Origin of the sequence: Marinagarivorans cellulosilyticus, assembly GCF_021655555.1 — a bacterium.
GTDB lineage: Bacteria > Pseudomonadota > Gammaproteobacteria > Pseudomonadales > Cellvibrionaceae > Marinagarivorans > Marinagarivorans cellulosilyticus.
The window spans coordinates 3,675,899-3,698,503 of record NZ_AP023086.1 but is presented as its reverse complement, the minus strand read 5'-3'; the positions used below and the strand labels follow the sequence as shown (position 1 = coordinate 3,698,503).

Annotated in this window: 10 protein-coding genes; all 10 read left to right on the top strand. The window is 49.8% G+C overall.

Translation table 11 applies throughout. The annotated features are described in order from the left end of the window. Nucleotides 1-62 precede the first annotated feature (62 nt). The 10 genes from MARGE09_RS14860 (at nucleotide 63) to MARGE09_RS14815 (ending at nucleotide 22,419) form a co-directional block, all read left to right on the top strand. The gene (locus tag MARGE09_RS14860; RefSeq protein WP_236983160.1) at nucleotides 63-3,197 is read left to right on the top strand and encodes an ATP-binding protein; all 3,135 of its coding nucleotides are present in this window, start codon (nucleotides 63-65) and stop codon (nucleotides 3,195-3,197) included. Beyond that, on the top strand, nucleotides 3,187-3,840 hold the full coding sequence (locus MARGE09_RS14855; protein WP_236983158.1) for a condensin complex protein MksE: 654 nt from the start codon (nucleotides 3,187-3,189) through the stop codon (nucleotides 3,838-3,840). Before MARGE09_RS14860 ends, MARGE09_RS14855 begins: the two co-directional genes overlap by 11 nt. Then, complete coding sequence (locus MARGE09_RS14850; RefSeq protein ID WP_236983157.1) at nucleotides 3,837-5,051, top strand: hypothetical protein; 1,215 nt, start codon at nucleotides 3,837-3,839, stop codon at nucleotides 5,049-5,051. The genes MARGE09_RS14855 and MARGE09_RS14850 overlap by 4 nt, the downstream gene beginning before the upstream one ends. After that, nucleotides 5,039-5,890, top strand: a complete 852-nt coding sequence (locus MARGE09_RS14845) for a DUF7281 domain-containing protein (RefSeq protein WP_236983155.1) — start codon at nucleotides 5,039-5,041, stop codon at nucleotides 5,888-5,890. The genes MARGE09_RS14850 and MARGE09_RS14845 overlap by 13 nt, the downstream gene beginning before the upstream one ends. Nucleotides 5,891-6,306: 416 nt before the next feature. Further along, complete coding sequence (locus MARGE09_RS14840; protein ID WP_236983153.1) at nucleotides 6,307-7,569, top strand: metallophosphoesterase family protein; 1,263 nt, start codon at nucleotides 6,307-6,309, stop codon at nucleotides 7,567-7,569. Beyond that, on the top strand, nucleotides 7,566-11,054 hold the full coding sequence (locus tag MARGE09_RS14835) for an ATP-binding protein (RefSeq protein ID WP_236983151.1): 3,489 nt from the start codon (nucleotides 7,566-7,568) through the stop codon (nucleotides 11,052-11,054). Before MARGE09_RS14840 ends, MARGE09_RS14835 begins: the two co-directional genes overlap by 4 nt. A gap of 271 nt (nucleotides 11,055-11,325) precedes the next feature. Next, nucleotides 11,326-13,611 carry an ATP-dependent nuclease gene (locus tag MARGE09_RS14830; RefSeq protein WP_236983149.1) on the top strand — a complete coding sequence of 762 codons (2,286 nt, stop codon included), beginning with the start codon at nucleotides 11,326-11,328 and terminating at the stop codon, nucleotides 13,609-13,611. Continuing rightward, on the top strand, nucleotides 13,611-15,467 hold the full coding sequence (locus MARGE09_RS14825) for a UvrD-helicase domain-containing protein (protein WP_236983147.1): 1,857 nt from the start codon (nucleotides 13,611-13,613) through the stop codon (nucleotides 15,465-15,467). Before MARGE09_RS14830 ends, MARGE09_RS14825 begins: the two co-directional genes overlap by 1 nt. 105 nt (nucleotides 15,468-15,572) lie before the next feature. After that, nucleotides 15,573-21,785, top strand: coding sequence for an AAA domain-containing protein (locus MARGE09_RS14820; protein WP_236983145.1), 6,213 nt, complete (start codon nucleotides 15,573-15,575; stop codon nucleotides 21,783-21,785). A 142-nt stretch (nucleotides 21,786-21,927) separates the two neighbouring features. Beyond that, nucleotides 21,928-22,419, top strand: a complete 492-nt coding sequence (locus MARGE09_RS14815) for a GNAT family N-acetyltransferase (protein ID WP_236983143.1) — start codon at nucleotides 21,928-21,930, stop codon at nucleotides 22,417-22,419. The last annotated feature ends 186 nt before the right edge of the window (nucleotides 22,420-22,605 follow it).

Sequence of the window (22,605 nt, the reverse complement as noted above, 5' to 3'; positions counted from 1 at the left end):
CCAGGTTCATTTTATCCATAAAGTGGCAAAGAAATGTGTCCGGATCTATTGACCAGAACACGATGAGCCACATCAACAAGATGACCGCCGCCATTCTCTCCCGCCGGGGCAATATGGAGGGGATAAAGCAGATGATTGCCGAAATCATGCGCGAAGAGCAGATCGAACTGCCGCACATTCAACTGCATAAAAACGTTCGCGAAATCGTCGCGGAACTCGGTGTGCTGCGCAACCTAGAAAAAAACGAAGCGCTGTTTCGCAAAGCCGTCAATCTGGGCACCAATTATTTCGAGAACAGTAAGCTGTTAGAAACCGGCGCCAAGGAGCTGTACACCCATTGGCACAATGAAGGCAGCAAGGTGGATGCCTTGGAAAATTCGATAAAAAACAACCGGACCAAGCTGGACGCGTTGAAATCGGCCTGGGAGGAAGAGGGCGGCAGCATCCGAAGAGCCCAACAGGATGCTGAACATGCCCGGAACAAGGCCGAGGCCGAACTCGACCAATTGGACGACGCCAAACAGAGCTGGTTGGAACAGGACATTCTCACCAAGGACGATGAATTTGAAAACCTCGACGAGTTTGAAGAAGCATTGAAAGAGGCGCGGGAACATCAACAAGCCCTGGAAGAAGGGGTTGCCGACCTCAAGGCCCACTACGATGGTCTAGCGCAAAAGGAGACTCAGCGCCATACCGAAAAAAGCGCACACTTGGCCGCGGTGAAGGCGGAGAAAACCAAAGCCAGAACCGATGAACAAGCGCGTTGGCAAGAGCAGGAATTAGAATTAGAGCGCAGTCGGAACCGCGCGCTGGAGCAGCATCGAGGGTCTCGCGAAGTGGATGTCGACGAGCACAAGCGCGCGGTGATGGAAGCGGAGTTCGCCACCAGAACCATTGTGCCAACCGAAGAGGAAAAGCTGGCGGAAGTGGCGACCGAATCGCGACGCGATCAACTGGAAGAGCAGTTGCGGGTAGCGAACAGTACCATCGACAATGCCGCGACCCTGGTCGAGCAATGCAAACGCGACGAAGACGCGGCTCGCCACACCCGCTCCACCGCCCAGAAAAAGGTGACCGATGAAACCAACAAATTGGAGCACCTGAGAGCCTTGTGCCACCCGAAATCAGGCAGTTTGTTGGCTGAACTGCGCAAGCATGACGAGACCTGGCCTAACACCCTTGGCAAGCTGTTGAGGGAGGATTTGCTGGAGCGGCGGGATTTAGCACCCGTCTACACGGGCGAGAACGCCAGCGCCGTGATGGGCTGGACGTTCAATTTGGACAACCTCACCAAACCCGAATGGGCGGCATCGCTCGAAGAACAGGAGCTACGACTTACCGAACAGGGCAAGGCCCTGGATACCGCTCACGAACACCTCAAGCGAAAAGTGGCAGACCACGAAGCGGCACTTAAAGCCTTGAAGCAAGCCCAAGAGCAACTTGAGGCGGACAAGCGTCAGGCAGGGCAAACTCAGCGCGAATACGAGGCTGCCAAAGAAGCCGTCAAGCGTGTCAAAGCGCAGAACCGTGCCGCCGAACAGGAGCGCAAGGCCCAGGCGAAAGAGCGTCATAAAGCCATGGAAAAGTCGCTGGCGGACTTACAGGCGCAGATCGCCCAGGAAGCGGAAGCCATCCGGCACAACTTTGACAAGGACCGGAAAGCCGCCCATGACCAGTACCTGATACAACACTCGGAGCTTGAGGAGGCCGAAGCGCTGGCGGCGGAGGCGATACAAACGGAAACCAACGCGCACAAGCAACGGCTTGCGGACATTGCCAAGGAATACAAAGAGCAATGTGCTAAGAACGGCCTTGATGAAGCGATACTGAACTCCGCGATCGAGCGCGTGCGAACTGCGAACGAAAAATTCAACACCGTCAGGGGCTATAAATCCTCGGTGTTGGAGTACCGTCATTGGCAAGCCAACGAATGGCCCCGCCGCCCGGAATATGACGCCATACGCACCGAGGAGGCCCGCAAAGCGGAACAAGCGGGCAGCCAGTATCAGAAGCGGGAGCAACAGTATAAAACGGACCGGGATGAGCTTAATTTCAGTTACAAAGAATTGCTCAGTTCCAAATCCAAAGCGAGCGAGCAGCGCGAGAGCTGCTTAATCATGCTCCGCCGCGCCGAATACGAATGGCTGAAGGAGGGGGTGGTCGAACCGCGACCGCTCGAAGCGGTGCTGGCGGAGGTGGAATCCTTAATTGAGAGCCAACAAACGATACTGAAAGAAGTCCGCACCAGCATCAACAAGGTGGAGACGGTGATCTCCGGCCAGGGCGAGCGCAGTCAGATTACCGACGTTTGGGAACAGCTGCGCAAGCAGGCGGAGGCGGCCACCAGTGACCCAAACAATGTGGATGCATTAAATATCAACCTAACTCGAGGCGTCAGTGAGTTGCTGGGTGTACATTTGCCACAGAAAAAGGAAACCATCGAATCCTTTGTGCAAACCATCAGCGGCCAGCTGGAAGACTTCTACACCGGGCTTAAACAAATTTCCCGCCTAATCAACCAACAGTCCCGCGCCATCTCCCATTCGATCAGCGAAAAGCTCTATTTTGAAGCGATTGGCCATATCGACGTCAGCCTCAGTAGCCGCATCGACAGCCAGGACTACTGGCCGTATCTGGAGGAGTTTGCTCTGCTCTATGGCGAATGGCGCGAACAGCAAAATACTGCGCTGCCACCAGAAAAGTTGGGCGACCTGCTGATCAAAGTGACCGACATTTTGCACCGATCCAAGGTTGCTACAGGGATCGAATCCGTTTTCGATCTGGCAATCACGCTGGAGGAAAACGGCCGGAAAGTCACCGTTACCAACGGCCGGGATTTGGAACACGCCTCCTCCAACGGGCTGAGTTACCTGATTCTATGTTCCATATTCGCAGGTATTACCCGGATGTTGTGCCGGGATGAACACATTCGCATTCATTGGCCGGTGGATGAGCTGGGCGTGATCGACTCGGTCAATATTGCCGGACTGTTTAAAATGCTGAACGATCACAACATCGTTATGGTGGGCGGCTTTCCCACCACCGATCCTTTATTGCTGCAACACTTTAGTGAGCGCCATGAAATGCGCAAAGGCGTGGGCCTTGTGGATATCGCCTTACCGGAGGACAAACTGGAAGCGCTGATGCAGGCGCGGCGCCAGGCCGCCCGTCAACAGGAGGCCAAACATGCGCAATGATGTGACCGAAGGCCTGTTTGCAACGGTGGTGGAAGCGCTGCTGATGGGCCGGTTTATTTGTGAATACACCGATAAGGTGGCTTATGAATACCTGCAACAGGAAGCCTATCGCGAGAACGTCAATGACTATCTCTCCAGGATCGGCCGCAACTTGCAGTTGAGCAGCACCGGGGATGTTTTTTATTGCGCGTACAACGCCATCAATAGCGCGGACCGCAAGGCATCCGTCAAGGCTCAGTTCGGCATTACCATCAACCAGCTGGAGCCGTTGGTGCGCTGGTTAAAACTGGCGATGTCCGCACTGCAAAAGGAGGCCTCGATACAGCCGGGGGATACTTTGCGCCAGGGCGAATTGTTAACGGCCATTGAGGGCGCCCAGACCCTGGCGGACGATCTGGCGAAGATCGTTCGCAGTGGCCAATTCGCCACCACCCGCTCGACACCCAGAGAGCAGCTGAACCACATTATGATCAAACTGGTGGAAAACGCTTACCTAAAACCCCACGATGCCAAATCCACCACTTATACGGCAACTGGCAAATGGTCCTACCTGTACGACCTGCTGGAATTTATTCACACCCATGAAAGCATGGGCTCGCCGGAGGACCAACCGCCGGAAGAGCAACAGGAGATGCTGCTTTGAGCGCACGGGAAGATGGCCTAAAAGTCCTCCGGGCGCTCGCCAAGTACGGCGACATCATCATGGCCGCCTATGAGGAAAACCGCGGCTTTGTTGCCGCCACGGAAGCAAACGCCCGCGCCATTGCCGATATGGACCGGCTGCGCCTGATCGTGTCGGACCCAGCCGACGGCCGTTACCGCTTGAACTCCACCGTCACGGAGCTGCTCGACCAAAGCTTGCGCACCAGCCGCCTGAAAGTGGTGAACGCGGACATCGGTGAGGCCATTGAAGGCATACTGTTCCTGGCCAATCAATATCTGGCCGCCAAGCGCTCGGCCAGCCGGGCGGATGCCGAGGGCTACCTCGACAACCTGGAAACCAATGTGGTGGCCCTGGGGGACAGCATTGTGGGCCAGGCGCAGATGATCTGGCGCCAGATCGACAGCGATTTTGGTTCCGTCTCCCAACTCTCCAGCAAGATCGCGCTGAATAAAAACACCCTGGAGAAGGTGAGGGCGCTGATCGCCTCCCTGGAATTGATCGACACCGAGGCGCTCTACGCCATCGGCAGTCAGGATAAAGAGCTGCGCCTGTTGCAGGTGCGCCTGCCACTGGCCATCGACCAAGGCCGCAAGGATTTGAGCGATGCGCTGCACCGGTTAAACAAAATACTGTTCCGGCTTAACCAGTTGGAGAGCCGGGCCAAGCAAGTGGACGATTTTGTGCGCTATTGCGACGCCGAATCCACCGCCGCCCTCCCGCACTATGTGGAGAAAACCCACGTACCCGCGGTGTGTATGGCTGTGCAACCCATGGCCGCATTCGGCGCGCCAGACCCTTTAAATTCGGTGCTGGAATTGGACCTGGCAGAACTGATTCGTAATGTGCGCAAAGAGGAGATTGAACCGGAAGCAACCGAACACGCCGCACCACTTTCTGCGGACTTACCGGAAAACGCGCTGGAGACGCTTATGGTAACGCCGTTTAAGGATGCGGTGCGCAGTGTCTTTCTAAAAAGCCTGGAGGAGGGCAGAAGCGTCAGTGGCATTGAGTGTTTTGATCTGGCCCCGGAGGGCGTCTCCGCCAGCATTTGGCTCTATGGCCTAATGGCCGAATACAGCGCCATGAGCGAACACGACCGCGCGATTTTTGATGTGCAATTTCCCGGCGTTGTGGGTGCGTTCTTCGATGGAAACTACTACGCCGAGGACGTTGTCATTTGCCCACGCTAAGCAAACAACAAACAAAAATCATTGCCACAGCCATCAAAAACCAACGGCCCGAAATTAAAGCCACCCGCGTTTGGCTGGGGTTGGTAGCGGAATTTTCCATCGGCCGAGTGGATGGCAACAAAATCAATTTCACCCGCAGTGATTACCAACAGTGGCGTGAGCTACTGATCTCCAGTTGCGGCTTCGACCCGACGACAACCGAATTGACCGGCAACCGCACCGAAGTCTCCCGCATCACCCATCAAGAAAAATGGGCACCGGAATCGGAGTTAAAAAAGCAACTGTCGGTAACCGCTCTCGGTGGCGACCTCATCACCACCCAAGGTCGTTGCGCGGTCATCCCGCAAGTGGATTACCGCGTGAATAAAGCATATTTAAAGCCCCAGGACTATAACGCCTGCCTAGTGGTCGAGAACTTCGAAGCCTTTGTGTTTATCCATCAGTTTAATCTGCCCACACTCGGCCACGTGCTGGTGCTCTATCGCGGCCATGACCTCACCGCCCGATCGGTGAACGAGTTTTTGGCGGATGCGAGTGATACCCCGATCATCGGCTTTACCGACCCAGACCCCGCAGGCCTAGGCATACTCAACGACTGGCCCTGGCTAAGCCATGCACTGATTCCCAAATTAACCGACCTGAAAAATTTTACGGATATCCCGAGCTTGCACGATCGATTTATAAGCCAACTGCGGAAAAGACCAAATTTGAGAGAGGAGTGCGCTGATAAACCGCAGGCTTACAGGGACTATGCAAATTGGATATTAAATGCGGGTTTTGCGGGGTCGCAAGAGTGGCTGTGCAGTCATGGGGTGGGGTTGGAGGTGGCGGGGTTTTGAAATGACCGGCTGTAAATTATTCGATTTGGCTGGAATGTCGCCAATAAAGAGCATAATTTACCGGCCTTTATGTCGGAAAATTGACTATACTCACCAAAACCAAGATAAAAAGCATTTCCGCGCTATGGAGCAGGGATGATGGGCCTTACATTTACCTCAAATTCATCATTTTCAAACCTGGTGACATCTTCAGTCGGGCATCATATCTGTCGGGCGCATACCCATCTGATAACGTTCTTTTCATTAACTTCAGAAGTCGATTCTTCTTCATTCGGTTGGGTATTCGATGTCTACGAGAAATTATTGTTTTGGTGGATAAATTTTAATCCCTCCGTCCCCTCAACCGTTGCATTCTCGGGATGGCTCAAACGCGATCGTTGAGTTGGAAAAAAAACAAGACATAAGGAGGCGAGTTAGTGAAATTTATCCACGCTGCAGACATCCACCTCGACAGTGCTCTGCACGGATTAGAGAGGTATGAGGGAGCTCCCGTAGAGGAAATCCGGAGTGCCACGCGCCGAGCCTTTGATAATCTGATTGAGCTGGCCATTGATGAGCAAGTGGCATTCGTGTTGCTGGTCGGGGATCTGTATGACGGGGACTGGAAGGACTACAACACCGGCCTCTATTTTGTTGAGCGCATGGGAAAGCTACGCGACGCCACTATCCGTGTCTTTATCGTGGCTGGCAACCATGATGCAGCCAGCCAGCTTACAAAGCACCTTCGCTTGCCTGACAACGTTACTCTATTTTCAACGAAGAAACCTGAGCGGGTTATCCTGGAAGACTTAGGTGTGAACATTTGCGGACAAGGTTTTGCAACGCGAGCCGTAACGGACGATATTTCACAAGATTATCCGCAAGGCGATCCGCAACTCCTAAATATCGGCTTGCTACATACCTGTCTGGACGGTAAGCCAGGCCATGAGCCCTATGCTCCTTGCACGGTTGATGGGCTGCGCTCCAAAGGATACCAGTATTGGGCATTGGGCCATGTGCATAAACGGGAAGAAATTAGCCAAGATCCATGGATTGTATTTCCGGGCAATATTCAGGGAAGACACATTCGTGAGATAGGACCAAAGGGCTGCACTTTGGTCACGGTGGATGGCGGGGAGATTATTGAGGTAGCACACCGCGACCTCGATGTGATGCGTTGGTCCATTTGCGAGATGGATGTTTCTGCTGCTGAGACGGTCGACGACATTTATGAACAGGTGCGAGAGGAGTTGCAGTCTTCATTGGATGCTGCTGAAGGACGGCCGGTGGCTTTGCGTCTAGTTCTGTACGGGGCTTGCTCTGCACACCAGAAGTTGCATGCTGACCGTGAACTCTGGATCCAGGAGTATCGAGCCTTGGCAACCGGACTCGGCGGTGCAGGTATCTGGTTAGAGAAAATTTCCATCAAGACGAAGCCCGGAATTTCTAGGGATGAAGGTCTTGACCGCGACGATGCATTGAGCGGCCTGCTGCGAGCCATACATGACATGGAGCTGGATTCCTCGGTTCTGGACGATCTGGCAGAGGAAATTTCCGCGCTTCGTCAGAAACTCCCTGCCGAACTGCTGACTGGCGATGACCCATTTGATCCAACTAATCCGGAATTCATTAAAGAGACGCTGGAGGATATCAAGGAGCTTCTAGTCAATCGTTTGCTGTCCACGGAAAATAGAGCATGAAGATTCGGAAATTGAATCTGACGGCATTCGGGCCTTTTACCGATCGGGAACTGGTGTTTGACGAGGTGGGGTTACACATCGTCTATGGCCCTAACGAGGCGGGAAAGAGCTCGGCTCTGCGCGGTTTAAAAGCACTGCTTTATGGTATTGATGAGCGGACGCTTGATAACTTCATTCATGCGAACGATAAGCTCCGCATCCACGGCCTTTTACAGAAAAATGATGATCGTGAACTTGCTTTTGGTCGGCGCAAAGGCCGGAAAAACACCTTGTTGTCTCCCGATGGTGAAGTGCTTGATGAACAGGCACTGACGCCGTTTCTCCAGGGCGTCACTCCAGAACTGTTCGCATCTCTTTTTGGGATCGATCATCATGCATTGGTGCAGGGAGGGAATGAGATCCTTGAACAGAAGGGGGAGGTTGGTCAGGCACTGTTCTCCGCTTCGCTTGGGAGTCATGCACTGCACACCGTACTTGGGGACCTGGATGATTCGGCGAAAATTTTTTTTCTTCCCGCTGGTTCAAAGCCGCTGATCAACTCAGCCATTCGAACATATTCGGACCTGAGGGCTGAGATTAAAAAGTGCTCGCTCTCGTCCAGAGAATGGGATGAACATCGCCGAGCATTGGCACGCACAGAGGAAGAGCTGAAGCGAATTCAGGCTGAACTGGCGGACTACCGGACGGATATAAATCGTTTACAGCGTATCCAGCGCGTTTTACCAAAACTCTCAAAGCGATGCGAGCTTTTTCATGAGTTGAAATCGTTAGGCGACGTTGTCATCCTTCACGATGATTTTTCTGGTCGTCGGCGTAAGGCAATCAATGCGTTGGAGACCGCTCAAGCCATTGTGGGTAAGGCAGCCCCTCGTCTCGAAGGACTAAAACAGCAACTTGCTGAGTTATCCACCAATCGGGCCTTGCTGGAACAGGCTGAGAATATCGAAGATCTTCATGCGCGCTTGGGTGGTCATCGAAAAGCAAAGCAAGAACGACCCCACCTTGAAGCAGAAACCAAGCAATTATTGGCGGATGCCGAGTCCATACTCAGAGAGAATCGCCCTGATCTCGAATTCAAGGAAATTGAGCAATTACGTCCCGTATTAGCAAAGCGACAGACTATTGCTAATTTGGGCAGTAAAGAAGCCGTCTTGAATGCTCGGGCAGAACAGGCGGAGACCAGTCTGTGCGAGACAGAAAAACGCCTGCAGGCTGCGCGCAAGGATCGTGACGAGATTGCTGAATCAGATTCGACGGATGCACTGCTCCGTGCAATATCCGCCGCCAGGAAGCAAGGGGAGTTGGACTCATCCATCCAGTCTACTCAGAGTCAACTTGCAAGCCAGAAAGCAGAATGTGATGACAACTTCTCAAGACTCACGCTTTGGCAAGGTGTGCTGGATGAAGTGGCTCACTTGGCGTTACCAAGCCGGGAAAGTATCCATCAATTTGACGAGAGCTACGCTGATCTCTCAAAACGTATTCAACGACTAGAGGAGAAAAAGGACGAGCTAATCGATGCTTTGCAGGATACATCGCAGAGGCTCGATGAAATTGAGCGAGTCGGGAAGGTTCCGACGGAGGTTTCTCTCAAACAAACCCGGACAGAACGCGATGCGATTTGGCAGTTGCTGCGTCGACAGTGGATAGGCAATGAAGACGTATCCGTCGAAGCGAGTGAATATCAGAGTGAAGGCACTTTGCCTGATGCCTTCGAAAATCGCCTTGCAAGTGCTGATGAGGTATCCGATCGGCTGCGCCGTGAAGCGGACCGGGTTCATACGCTGGCAAGCCTTCAGGCCAAGCAGGAGGGCAAGCAGCAACAAGCTCAGAAGGTGGCTGATCAACTTGAGGCAGCCAGCGCTGAAAAAGCTCAACTGGATTCGGATTGGCAGGAATTGTGGGCACCCTGCGAAATTGAGCCACGCACTCCTCGCGAGATGCGAGCCTGGCTGGATGCCTTTGAAAAACTTCGTGATCAGGTGGCGCAGCTTAAGCAGTTGCGCCAAAAAGAGACTGATCTTGAGCAGAATCGTAGCACCCACCTCCAGAGACTTAATGCACAACTGATGCAATTGGAAAGAGTGGCTTCCACATCAAACGAGCTTGAAATTGTGCTCTTGGAATGCGAGGCGTTAGCCGCTCAGCTTGATGAAGCCAAACGTAAACGGGATTCATTGGCCAAGGAAGTTAAGGATCGGGAATCTGACGTTGAATCATTGAAGGAAGAGCATCGAGTGGCGACTGAGGCACTCGAAGCATGGAAGGCAGAGTGGGCAGCGCAGATGCAGAATATTGGCTTGCGAAGCGAGATATCACCATCGGAGGTTGACGATTTCTATGAAAACCTCAGATCATTGTTTTCGAAGCTGGGGGAAGTGGAGAAATTGAGGATACGGATAAATGCCATCGACGAAGATGCAGCAATATTCCAAACCCAGATAGAGGCCATGGTAGCCACCATTGCCCCCGAACTGGGTGATATCCCAGCCGATGATGCGGTTGTTCGCCTTAACGCTCTGCTATCTGAAAATCGGTCAAGACAGACAAAACGGCAACAGATTGAAGAACAAGTCGAACAGGCAATACAGGAGATGCAGGATTCAAACGCTTCCATCCAGACGATGACTGATCGCCTGGATGCGTTATGCGTGGAAGCAAAATGCGATGGCCACCCTCTACTTGAGGTTGCGGAACGCCGGTCGGCTGATTATCTTCGCATCAAGGCGGCAATTGATTCGATAGAGCAGGAGATCCTGGATGCAGGTGAGGGCAGCACCATTGCCGAGTTGGAAGCTCAAGCGGAGGGTATCGATCCGGATAGTTTGCCGGGGCGAATCGGAGAATTGAAAAACAAGATCGAGGATGAACTCGAACCCAAACGTACTGAACTCGCATCGGCAAAGGGGCGTGAAGAAAAGGAATTGGAGCTTATGGACGGCAGTGATCAGGCAGCCACGCTCGCCAATCAGGCCCAGGCTACTCTTGCCAGTATCCGCTCAGACGCTGAGCGCTACATTCAGGTGAAATTGGCTGGCAAGATATTGCGGGATCAGATTGAACGTTATCGCCAGGAAAACCAGGGACCGCTGGTCAAACGCGCCAGTGAACATTTTTCTGCGCTGACACTAGGTTCGTTCGATAGACTCATGACCGATTTCAATGAAAGAGATGAACCCATTCTCGCTGGCATTCGATCAGGGGGAGAGCGTGTGACTGTGGAGGGTATGAGTTCGGGGACTCGTGACCAGCTCTATTTGGCGTTACGTCTCGCATCGTTGGAAAAGTATATGGAATCCTCCGAGCCGATGCCTTTCATTGTGGATGACATACTTGTGGATTTTGATGATGCTCGTTCACAAGCAGCGTTGATTGCGTTGGCTGAATTATCCGAAAGAAGCCAAGTTATTCTGTTTACGCATCATTCGCGGGTTGTTGAACAGGCGAAAAATTTAGTTGCTGTAACAAATATTCAAGAACTTTAGTTAACAATTATTACACGGCAATCCTCATTCAGAAGATATCGAAACGATAAAAGACTTTAAAGAAAAATAAATATAATGGTTCTTGGCAAAGACGAATCGAGCAAGTCTGAAAAATAGAATAAAAAGGCATAAAATTTACGAGCGGGATGAAATAATATGTTCGCATTCGCCCCAAAGCGGACAGTTAGATATGAGCTTTAAAAGCCGTTGACTCTTCTCATCAGGAAAAATAAGCAATATATAAAATCAATAGTCCACAAGGAATTCTCGCTTGAAAATTTCACATATTGACATTCAAAACTTTCGCAAGCTAAAAACCTGTCGCGTAGAGCTAGCAGATAAAAGTACTATTTTTGTTGGTGCAAACAATAGCGGGAAAACTTCAGCTATGGACGCGCTGATTATGTTTTTGAAAAAATCAAAACGCCGAGAAATAAGCACTACAGATATAACATTATCTAATTGGGAGGCAATTAATAAAATTGCTAATGATTGGATCACTAATGCTTCTGCGAAACCACTAACGCAACCAGACCTATCTCTAAATGCTTGGCGTCCACATTTTCCAACTATTGATGTTTGGCTTAGCGTAGATGGATCACAAATTCATTATGTTCACCACATTCTACCAACTTTAGATTGGGATGGCGGCTTATTAGGTGTCAGGCTGATACTGGAGCCGAAAGACCTAGAAACTCCAGAGGCCATTTACAAATCCTATATGGACGCGTATTCAGCAGCTCAAGAAACGTTAGCGGCGCGTAAGAAGTCAACAGAAAATAAGAATACTGTTGAAGCCGTATCGACATTAACCTTATGGCCAACTTCAATGCGTGATTTTTTGGATAGAAAGCTGCAAGAATTCTTCAGCGTTAATGCTTATGTGTTAGATCCCGCACACGAAAATTCAGATTCCCCCCAGTTATTTACTGAATTAATGGAGCCACTTGAAGGCGACCCTTTCGATGGCCTGTTCAAAATCGACATCATCAACGCCCAAAGAGGGTTCTCTGATCCGAATTCAGGCGAGGGAGCTGCCAATGCCGACCGCCGCCTCTCCTCGCAATTAAGACATTACTTTAATGAACATCTAGACCCAAGCGAGCTACCGGAAGCCAGTGATTTGGATGCACTTGAGGCCATGGAAGCTGCAAGAACAGCATTCGATCAGAAATTGAAGAGCAGCTTTAGTGTCGCAATTAGCGAACTTGAAGGTCTGAATTACCCAGGATTTAGCGATCCACAAATTCTACTATCAAGTAAAGTGAACCCTGTCGAAGGGCTAAATCATGATTCAGCCGTCCAATTTAAAGTTGTTCGCAGTGAAGACCCATCGGTTAATAACCTATGCCTACCGGAAAAATACAACGGTTTAGGCTACCAAAATTTGATCTCTATGATTTTTAATCTGATCCGCTTTCGTGATGATTGGATGCGTGTTGGAAAAATAGGTAAACGAGAGAAAATTAGTAATACGCCTATAGAGCCCTTGCACTTAATGCTCATTGAAGAACCTGAAGCGCATCTACACGCACAAGTACAGCAGGTTTTTATTAAGAAGGCATACGGCGTATTACGCAATCACTCTGAACTAGCTGAAAAACCACATTTTTCTAGCCAGATGGTGGTGAGTACGCATTCTAGTCATATTGCGCATGAGACAGACTTTACCGGATTACGCTATTTTCGAAGAAAACTGCTGGCGAACGAGCTAGAAATTCCCTGTGCCTTAGTCGTTAGCATGAGCACAATATTTGGTGGTGGAACCGATACATCCAAGTTTGCGAGTCGTTATTTAAAAACAACACACTGCGACTTATTTTTTGCTGATGCTGCAATTCTTGTTGAAGGGCCGGTGGAGCGAATGCTGGTACCCCACTTCATTAGAAATCATTATCCAGAGTTGGAGCGAAGCTATATATCCCTATTAGAAATAGGTGGTAGCCATGCGCATACATTGCGCCCTCTGATTCAAGCCTTAGGAATTCCCACCCTTGTCGTAACCGATCTTGATTCAATTAAAAAAGAATCTACTGGTAAAGCACAGCCGAAGAGAGGCCAAAGCTTTAGAACGGGGAACGATACATTGAAAACATGGGCGCCAAGAAAAACCGCTTTAGATGAAGTCTTAGCCGCGACGCCTCAGGAAAAAATAACCGACAAAGGGTTGGTTCGGGTGGCGTATCCCTACCTTACAAAGATTCAATATCTTTCAGAAACAGATGAAGAAGAGGCTATCCCTTATACGTTTGAAGACGCTTTGGTACTGGAAAATATCGCGATGTTTAAATCTATGACGGCTAGTAAAGGTCTCGTAAAGAAAATGTGCGATGCCGTTAACAAAGCAACTCTCAATGAGGCTTGCAAGGGTATGTTTGATGCGCTCGATAAGAATGCCAAAAAGGCTGAAATGGCTCTGGAATTGCTTTACACCACTGAGCCAAATTTACTTAAACCTCCGGCATATATCAAAGAAGGCCTTGATTGGCTTAATACTATGTTAATCAATAATTCCTCTTTGGTAACTTCGTCGTCAGCTAAGTCGGAGGGCGAGTAATGACAGATGTGATCGATACGAAGACTGTTGACGATGAAATATATAACTGTCTCGATCTCGACAAGCCTAAGAGTTTTTTTCTTTTTGCCGGTGCAGGATCAGGTAAAACCCGCTCATTGGTCGAAGTGCTAAAACGGTTTCGTGAAAATAATATTCACCGTTTACGAACCAACGCACAACGAGTAGCAATTATTACTTATACCAACGCAGCATGTGATGAAATTAAACGGCGGTTAGAGTTTGACCCTGCATTCAGTGTCTCAACTATTCATAGCTTCGCTTGGGAGCTCATTCGACCACATACACACGACATTAAAAGTTTGCTTAGAGTATTCCTTCAAAAGGACGTTGAAGCACTTGAACTAGCGCAAAGCAAAGGGCGGACAGGTTCAAAGGCGGCTGAGGATAGGCCTAAGCAAATAGCGTCTAAACGCAAACGGCTTGAGTCACTAAGTACAGTACGAAAATTTACCTACAACCCCAACGGGGAGAACTCAAGCAGAGACTCGCTTAATCATGCAGAGGTAATAGCATTAACAGCAGAGTTACTTTCAATTCGTCCGCTCCTGCAAACAGTATTAATCCGTAAGTTTCCCGTCTTACTTTTAGATGAAAGCCAAGACACAAAAAAGGAATTAATCGAAGCACTTTTTGCAGTTCAGCGAACGCATAAAGATCAATTTTCACTTGGGCTTTTTGGCGATACGATGCAGCGCATCTACATGGATGGCAAAGAAAACTTAGGATTGGCGTTACCTGATGATTGGGTGACCCCGAAGAAAATCTACAATTACAGATGTCCTCGCAGAGTGGTTAAGCTCATCAATAAAATTCGAGAGGAAGTTGATAAAAACCAGCAAGAGCCTGTTAAAAAAAGTGAAGGTTTTGCAAGGCTATTTATTGCAGATACCAGCCAGTCCATTGATAAATCTGCGTTTGAAGAGATGGCTTGCCAAAAAATGGCTGAATTTACGAGCGACGAACTTTGGATGGAGCCAAAAGAAAACAAAGCTCTTACATTAGAGCACCATATGGCAGCACAACGTGGAGGATTCTCAAATTTCTTCAATGCTCTACATGGAGTGGATAAACTTAAAACCGGATTATTGGATGGGACTTTATCCGGCATAACTTTTTTTTCTGAAAAGGTACTGCCACTTATTAGTAGCTTAGAGGTTAATAATCAGTTTTCGGTTTCACGAATACTCCACAAAAATTCTCCGTTGATGCTCAAGGAGAAATTTGAAAATAGTGAAGATCAAAAGGCTGAATTAAAAAAAGTAAACGTAGCGGTAGATGATCTATATGCCCTATGGAAAATCGATTCGAACCCAACGCTAATAAATATTCTAAAAGAAATTAACCGCAGCGGTCTATTTAAAGTGCCCGACAGTCTAGCGACTATTGCAGATAGACAGGAAAAAGACTTTGAGCTACCCGAAGGCGATGTTGATCTCATTATTGATGCTTGGGATACCGCATTAGAATCGAGTTTTAATGAGTTCAAAAGTTATGTGCAATACATCTCCGAAGAATCGCGTTTTGGCACGCATCAGGGCATCAAGGGACTGGAATTTCCTCGTGTTATGGTAATTCTTGACGACGGAGAATCTCGCGGCAATTCTTTTAGTTATGAAAAGTTACTCGGCGCTAAAGAGCCTGCAAAGTCAGACAATGACAATCAGAAAAAGGGTAAAGAAACCAGTATTGATCGCACTAGACGGTTATTTTATGTGACTTGCAGTCGAGCAGAAGAAAGTCTAGCGATCATTGCTTACACCAGTGAACCTAATAAGGTGAAAGAAAATGCCTTAAGGCAGGGGTGGTTTGCAGAAGAAGAAATTGTCAAATCGTAATATTGCTCATCAATATAAAGAAAATACAATCAACCAACATTTTGATCCAAATCCCATCAGTTTCGGGAACACACAAATTAATGTCTATGAGCGAATGGTGAACCAATGAGCATTAATAAAATGGAGTTGTTAAGCAACGTGGCTGAAATCCGTGCCAATCAAATTGAGAAGCTCCGGTTTTCAGGAGAGGGTTTGTATTCGTCACAACTCAGGGAGCTGCTCGGTAAACTCGATCCCATTCAGGCTCCGAAAGGCGATCGCATTCGCCGTCAGCTGATGACACGCTCTTTGTTATTATCTGAAGGAATGTCACCGAAAGCCTACAGTGAAGCTCGCGCTTGCGCTGCACGGTTTGGCATAGCGTCCAGTGTTGAAATTTACCAGGCCGCTGGCTCAGAAAATGCCGCTATGCACTTCTGCGCCGATCCAGTGTTGCTGGAGATTCAAGGACGATTACTGTCCCTGCTCGACGATGAGGGTTTACGAGCAGTTTTGGGACATGAACTAGGGCATTATCTGGCTCATGGCATCGACAACCCCGAGTGCGCGGTGTCCCTCGCGGCTCAGCATATCCTTTACTCTGAAACTGCTCCGGACTCCTGGGTCGATGTGGCCCGGCGATTGAGCATGTCTGCTGAACTCACTGCGGATAGATTTGGTCTGCTGGCCTGCGGCAGTCTGGACGGCGCTCTGCGACTCAGTATGGTGGTTGTCACTGGCCTGCCATCCAGCGATCTTAATTGGGATACTGGCGCTTACTTGGAGCAATCGAAAGCGCTAATCGATTACATGCGACAGGAAGGTGAAACTGCCGAAGGCACGAGCCATCCAGAGCATGGCCTACGAGCTTGGGCACAGTGGCTCTTTAGTGAAACCGATGTATACCACGAACTCACTGGGCTTGGACCGGGCACGCGTACACTGGAAGAGATCGACCGGGAAATCCTTGAAATTTTGGGAACACCTCACATCGAACTCGATGATGCGCAGACGTTTGAGGAGCCTCTGCCTGAGGTACAAGAGTGTGCCCTCGCAGCCTGTGTGCTGGTGGCCCACGCCGATGGTGAAGTCCATGAAACTGAAATCGAGGCCATCGAACACGTCTTCGAACATCTCGTACCACATTGGCGGGAGGTTCTTGAACATGAGACGGCCTATCAGCGCTTTCAGGAATTAGCGTCAGTGCTCTATGTGGCTGGACCTAGAGCGCAACGTAGCTTGTTTATGCTGCTTTTTCACGTAGTGGCTGCGGACGGAGAAGTCACCACGGCCGAGCTGGCTGAAGTCTTGAAAATTGGTAATGCTCTGGGCTGCTCTGCACTGTTTCACCAGTTCCTCGTAGGCATGCTTGGCAAAGATCCTGTTATCGCTGCTGATCAGATCGCAATCCGCGAATCAATCCCTTTAGCGGCAGAGTCCAAGCAGGTTGAGCATGCCCTACAAGTGTATTTTAAGCGAATTCAAAGTCAGGGCGGTGGCGAAGTGACGGCTCGACGGCTGTTTCGCCTCACCGGGGAGTCTCGCTTTACCGAAAAGGTTCGACGCGTGTTACATCGAGCAGCCGCCAATTCAGGTGTTGACATAGAGCCTGCGCTGACGGAAGACCTCGATGGGCAACATCGACTGGTTAGCCAGAAAGCAGCTGAGAATACTTCCTCAGTCAAACCTGCTGTAGCTCCGAGCGAAGCCACACAGCGGCTATTGCATACCGTATCCAAATTACGCGATAAGTTAGTCTCGGGTGATGGACGAAGTCCCTCGGTACGTTTGAGAGAAATACGTCGGGGGCGTAGTTTTGATTGCTATCAGCTGGAGGGAATATCAGTCGGTTTGGCAGAGCGGGTGATTGAACTGGTTCGCGGTGAAACCGAAACTGTGCTGGTCAACTCCGAGGATGCATTGAGCCATGAAGCAGCCGCCCGGTGTCAGCGTCAATTAATAGACTTGCTGCGCGAACACCAGAGCCGTATGGAGGAAACGGGTGCTGATGAACTGTATTTGGGGACAACCTTTGTGTCCGCAGTCCTGAATCGGTACCTGTTGCGCGCACCCCTTATTCTGTACAACGTCGCCCTGGTACGTACGGCCTCCAGTATCAGCCTGAACACACCGCGCGAGGACAGTGCACTCGCCAATCAAGCCTTGCTGCAGACTATGGCACGGTTGTCCGGCAAACCTTGGACAGAAGCACTAGCGTCCCAAGCCGACGACGCCGCTCGTGAGGGCCAGTTAGCAGTACTCGAATTTCTGCAGAACCAAGGATTCAAGGTGGTTGGGGGACTTGGCGAACTGCAACCGCTACGTAACCGCAATGATGAGTTCGAAGACTGGGTAGATGACCGAATTGAGCTTGAGAACTGCGCCGTGCTGGGCTTATTCCCACAGTCACGTTCGGATTTGTTGCACGATTACGATGGACTGCTTGAGCAACTAAGTGCAAAGGCCGCCGCTTCGCCGCTTTTGTCCAGCGCCGTCAATCTGCTGCCGAGCGAGCTGAAAGCACTGGTCGCAGATCCGGACCCGGTGCCAACGGAGAATTCGGAAAATCCACCAAACCTCCCGATCATTCAGGCTGACCCTGTTCAGCGAACGGTCATAGAAACAGCACGATCAAAACCCGCAATGGTCATTGACGGGCCACCAGGAACTGGCAAGAGTCAGGTGATTGTAAATTTGATTTGCGACGCGCTTCTGTTAGGGAAAAAAGTAGCTGTAGTCTGTGAAAAACGCGCTGCTCTTGATGTCGTGGTCAATCGGATGCAGGCCGAAGGGCTACGGCACTTACTCGCACTGGTGCACGACGTCAAAGACGATCGTAAGGACTTGTATGAGCAAATTGTTGAGCGCATTGAAAGTAGTGAACTTGCTACGGCTGATCGGGGTGAGCCCCTCAGCGTTGTCGCTGACCAACTTAACCAGGCGGTAAAACCGCTGGCTGAATTGAGGGCACCGCTGCACCTCGAACAGTCCGGGCTTACGCTGGGGCGAGCCATCACATTGATGAGCGGTCTTGATATCGCGCCAATTGCAGCTCCGGCCACTTTATTTCAGGTGCATAGAAATACTATCGAAGCCTTAGCCTTGCAATTTGAGGAATTAAAGTCGTCTGCACGGCTCTGGTCGAGTGACAGTCTCTGGCGTAGCCCAAAATCGACCAACAACAGGGCGAGTTTTGCGAACGCGAATGAATCAGATCGGCAGTTGTTGCAGACTCAGCTCGATAAGGCAGTGACAACACGGGAGGAGTTTGAGACGGCTTTTCAGTCAACGGGGCTTCCGTTAGATTCCAATACACTCAAGCAGATTCTTGGTCTGCATGACCGGCTAGTTCCCTTTTTGGTTCAACAATCGAAAGCCGATAGCGAACAACTGGAACAAAACCAGGCTCTCTTCACGTTGTTGGTGACACATGGCAGTGAGTCGCTAAGCGACTTTGTAAACGCGTCTCAAAAACTCGAACAACAATTACTTGCAACAGGCTTGGATGCTCATCGACCCACCTTGCAGAAATTGGTGCAAGCTCGTTCTACGTTAGTGGAATTCAAGTCGTTAGCTGAGCGTGATGAAAGCGAACTCCGCGCAGTGTCGGCCTGGCTCCACTGCGGCGATGTGCATAAATTCACTGATGCGCACGTGCAATGCGCTTCCTTGTGGAAGCAATCGCGAGAGGCGCTGGAACAGTACAAAAACCGTGTGACATGGACAGATAATGAGGTCTTCATAAACAGTTTTGAAACCATCAGACGATTTGTCGGGCGCTGGCAGCGCTTTTTCATGCCCGGTTGGTGGTCGGCGCGAAGCGTGTTTCTCTCTCAGGTGCAGTTACAATGGAGTGGCAGTGATTCCGTAAACCTGTCTCCTGCCTTTCTTGCCAAATTTGAAAACTTTCGTAAGTCGGCGAAGTGCTGGCGAGCACTGGATGAACTTCTGCATACATCCGGCGCGAGGGATTTCCCAGATGCCACTGATGAGGCAAGAAAACAGCTGAGCGTGATCGATAAGGGGCAAACCGTGGCTCGTGGTATTACCTCCGCTGAGGGGCAGCTGCAACCTTTGGCTCTGTGGCCTGCCCCTGCGGCGCCAGAGGCCTGGCGAGCCTGGGGTGAGCGCATTGACGCGATGCTTGAGGTGCTACCGACTTTGGCGGCACTAACGAAGGCGCGCACAACGCTCAGCGAGCAAGCCCCGTTGTTGAAGCTACCTGAAACAGCAAGTGACATGTCTGCAATTAAACAATGTATTTCAGTGCTGATGGGATTGCTTAAACAGCGCGATACTCTGCAATCTTTACGGGCCTGGCCCACTGATGATAAGGCTCATACTGCGCTATCGGAGCTGTATGGGACTTTGCAGCAACTCGTTAAGGTTCGCGCTACCTATGCTTCGCTACTTGAGGCGCTCAAGGCTCTGCAGCCACACTTTCCTTGGTTATCTGTAGGCAGCACATTGCGCCGACTCAAAGATATGCAACAACACTGGAGTAGTGATTTCGAAGATCTGGTTAAGTCCGATCAGAAGCTTGCAAAATGTGTTGATCTCTGGGCTGATTCACCCGAATTGCTTGGCATTCTGGCCTCGATAGACGGAAGTGAAAAATTATCATGGGAGATTCATGTCACCGGTCTGTGGGCAAAGGAGGTGGCAGATCAATTGCTAAAATCCCTGCCACAGTTAAGCACCTCAAACAGACTGCTCAGCGATAACGAGAAAACACTGGCTAAACATTTTCGTTCTCTACAGGGCGCATCACACACACAGGTCGCAAAGGCGGTAATCGCTACACAAAATGACAATGATTGGTACCGCGAGCCCCCCGCCGAAAAAGGTTCACGGCGAAGCCCCATTCAGTCGATCAAAGAAGCCATGTTGAAAGAAGCACGCAAGCAGCGCCGTATCATGCCGCTGCGCAGCTTTGTTCGTCAGTATGTGGACAAGGGGTTACTTGATGCGATGCCAGTTTGGTTATTATCCCCGGAAACTATGGCTCAGCTCTTTCCTCGGGAGCCGGTTTTCGATCTTGTGATCATAGACGAAGCTTCGCAGTGCACCGTGGAGACCGGTTTGCCGGTACTGATGCGAGCGAAAAAGATTGTGATCGCTGGAGATGAACACCAGATGCCTCCGAGCAATTACTTTAAATCAAGCGGTGACAGTGAGGATACTCAGGAAGAAGAGGGTGAAATTCCTACCGATGTCATGGATGCAGAATCTCTTTTGGTTCTAGCGCGTGATCGTTGTTTCCATCAACGGCTGTCTTGGCACTATCGCTGCCAGTTTGAAGAATTGATCGCTTTTTCTAATCACGCGATTTATCAAGGCGACCTACGCAGTATTCCAGCCACTCAGAGCCGGCAAGCTCCCGCAGCGATCTCTTGGCACAAAGTTGAGAATGCAAGTTACGAGGAAGGTAGTAACCCCAATGAGGCCGCTGTGGTCGTCGACCTTATGTATCAGCTGCTATGTAAAAATCCTGTATCATCAATTGGTATTATCACCTTCAACCTGAAACAACGTCGGACAATTCTGGATGAAATCGACTCGCGGATGGCGGAAGATAATAGCTTTGCTGAAGTTATCCAGAAGGCCATCACAGCCGAGCAGATAGATCAGCGTCCATTTGTGAAAAATCTGGAAAATGTACAAGGGGACGAGCGTGATCAGATCATTTTCTCTCTCGGTCACGCCCCTCGTCAGCGTCAACGTAAAGATGGCAAAGGTGACTGGTATGTGCCCGCACGTTTTGGGCCGCTCGGTCAACGTGGGGGCGAGCGCCGTCTGAACGTTGCTGCGTCACGAGCCAAGCAGGGGATTCATATCGTATCGTCCTTTGAGCCTACGATGCTCTCTGTAGCAAACGCGAAACACAATGGTCCCCGTCTTTTTAAGGGGTTTCTAGAATACTGCCAGAAAATGGCCGACGGTCGTCGTAGCGAAGCCGAGCGCGTGCTCGACGTCCTTCGCGGCAATCGTCTCCATGACCGTAAATCTAACGAACTGCCTAACACCCATTATGTGCCGTTAAAGGTTCAACTCCTGTTGGCTCTAGAATCAATGGGTTATTCAGTCGAGCTGGATGTGGGCGACTCTGATTTTCGTGTACATGTGGCCATTACCGATCCACGCGATAACGGGCGTTATGCTCTCGGTTTAATGTGCGAGGAGGGCAGTACTGTTTCCGATCCGTTTGAGGTCCATGTACACATTCCAGCTGTGTTGAAATTGCGAGGGTGGAATTTACTACATATCAACGCTGTTGATTGGGGGTTACGGCAACAGGCCGTACTAGGTGAAATTGTCGAGCTCGTAGGCAGACCGTGAAAACCAGCTCAGACTATAAGAGGCGCAGCTTGGGGAGGCTAGATCAAGTAGATTCCGTGGGGCGTAATAGTGTTGCATCGTTTTGACGAATCCATCTTGGAATTAATTATGCGTGTTTTTGGCTAGCTTGAGGTAAAGATCAATGGGAATTAATTATGAAATATATTCTAAGGAAAATATTACGGATGAAATAAGGCATGTTTTTGCTGAATTGCTCAAGCTACAAGGAAAGGTTCAAGGCGATCTGTTGGGCAAAGCTGATAGATGTAACCTATTATGCGTCACTAAGGATAACAGCAAAGTAATTGCTATTGGAGCAATAAAAATTAAAACTGCTTCAGTTTTTTCAAATAGAAAATCAGGTCTACCAGAGTTGGCAAATGATTTCGAATGGGAACTCGGCTACATGTACACGATCCCACAAGAAGCAAGGAAGGGGATTGCAAAAAAAGTTGCGCAAATGCTGGTTGAAACGTTTGGTAAAGGCAATTTAATGGCATCGACTGAAGTCACAGATAATCCAGCGATGGTGAGTATATTAGAACAACTAGGCTTTCAGCGGCGTGGTAAGTCTTGGAAAAGCAATATACATGGCAACGAACTAGGATTATTTCTTAAGTACGGAATCGCCTGATATTCGAAAATATAGGGTGGTTCATCTCGAAACTCATGGATATGCCCATTACTAGTTAAGTAGTACCAAAGAGTAGTTTATAGCTCCAAAATAATTTAAAAGACATGAACAATTTAACAGAAATTGTTAGCCAAGATCTCGCTTTTCTATATGCCATCTCATATTCAGAGTGGGTATTTCTCAATT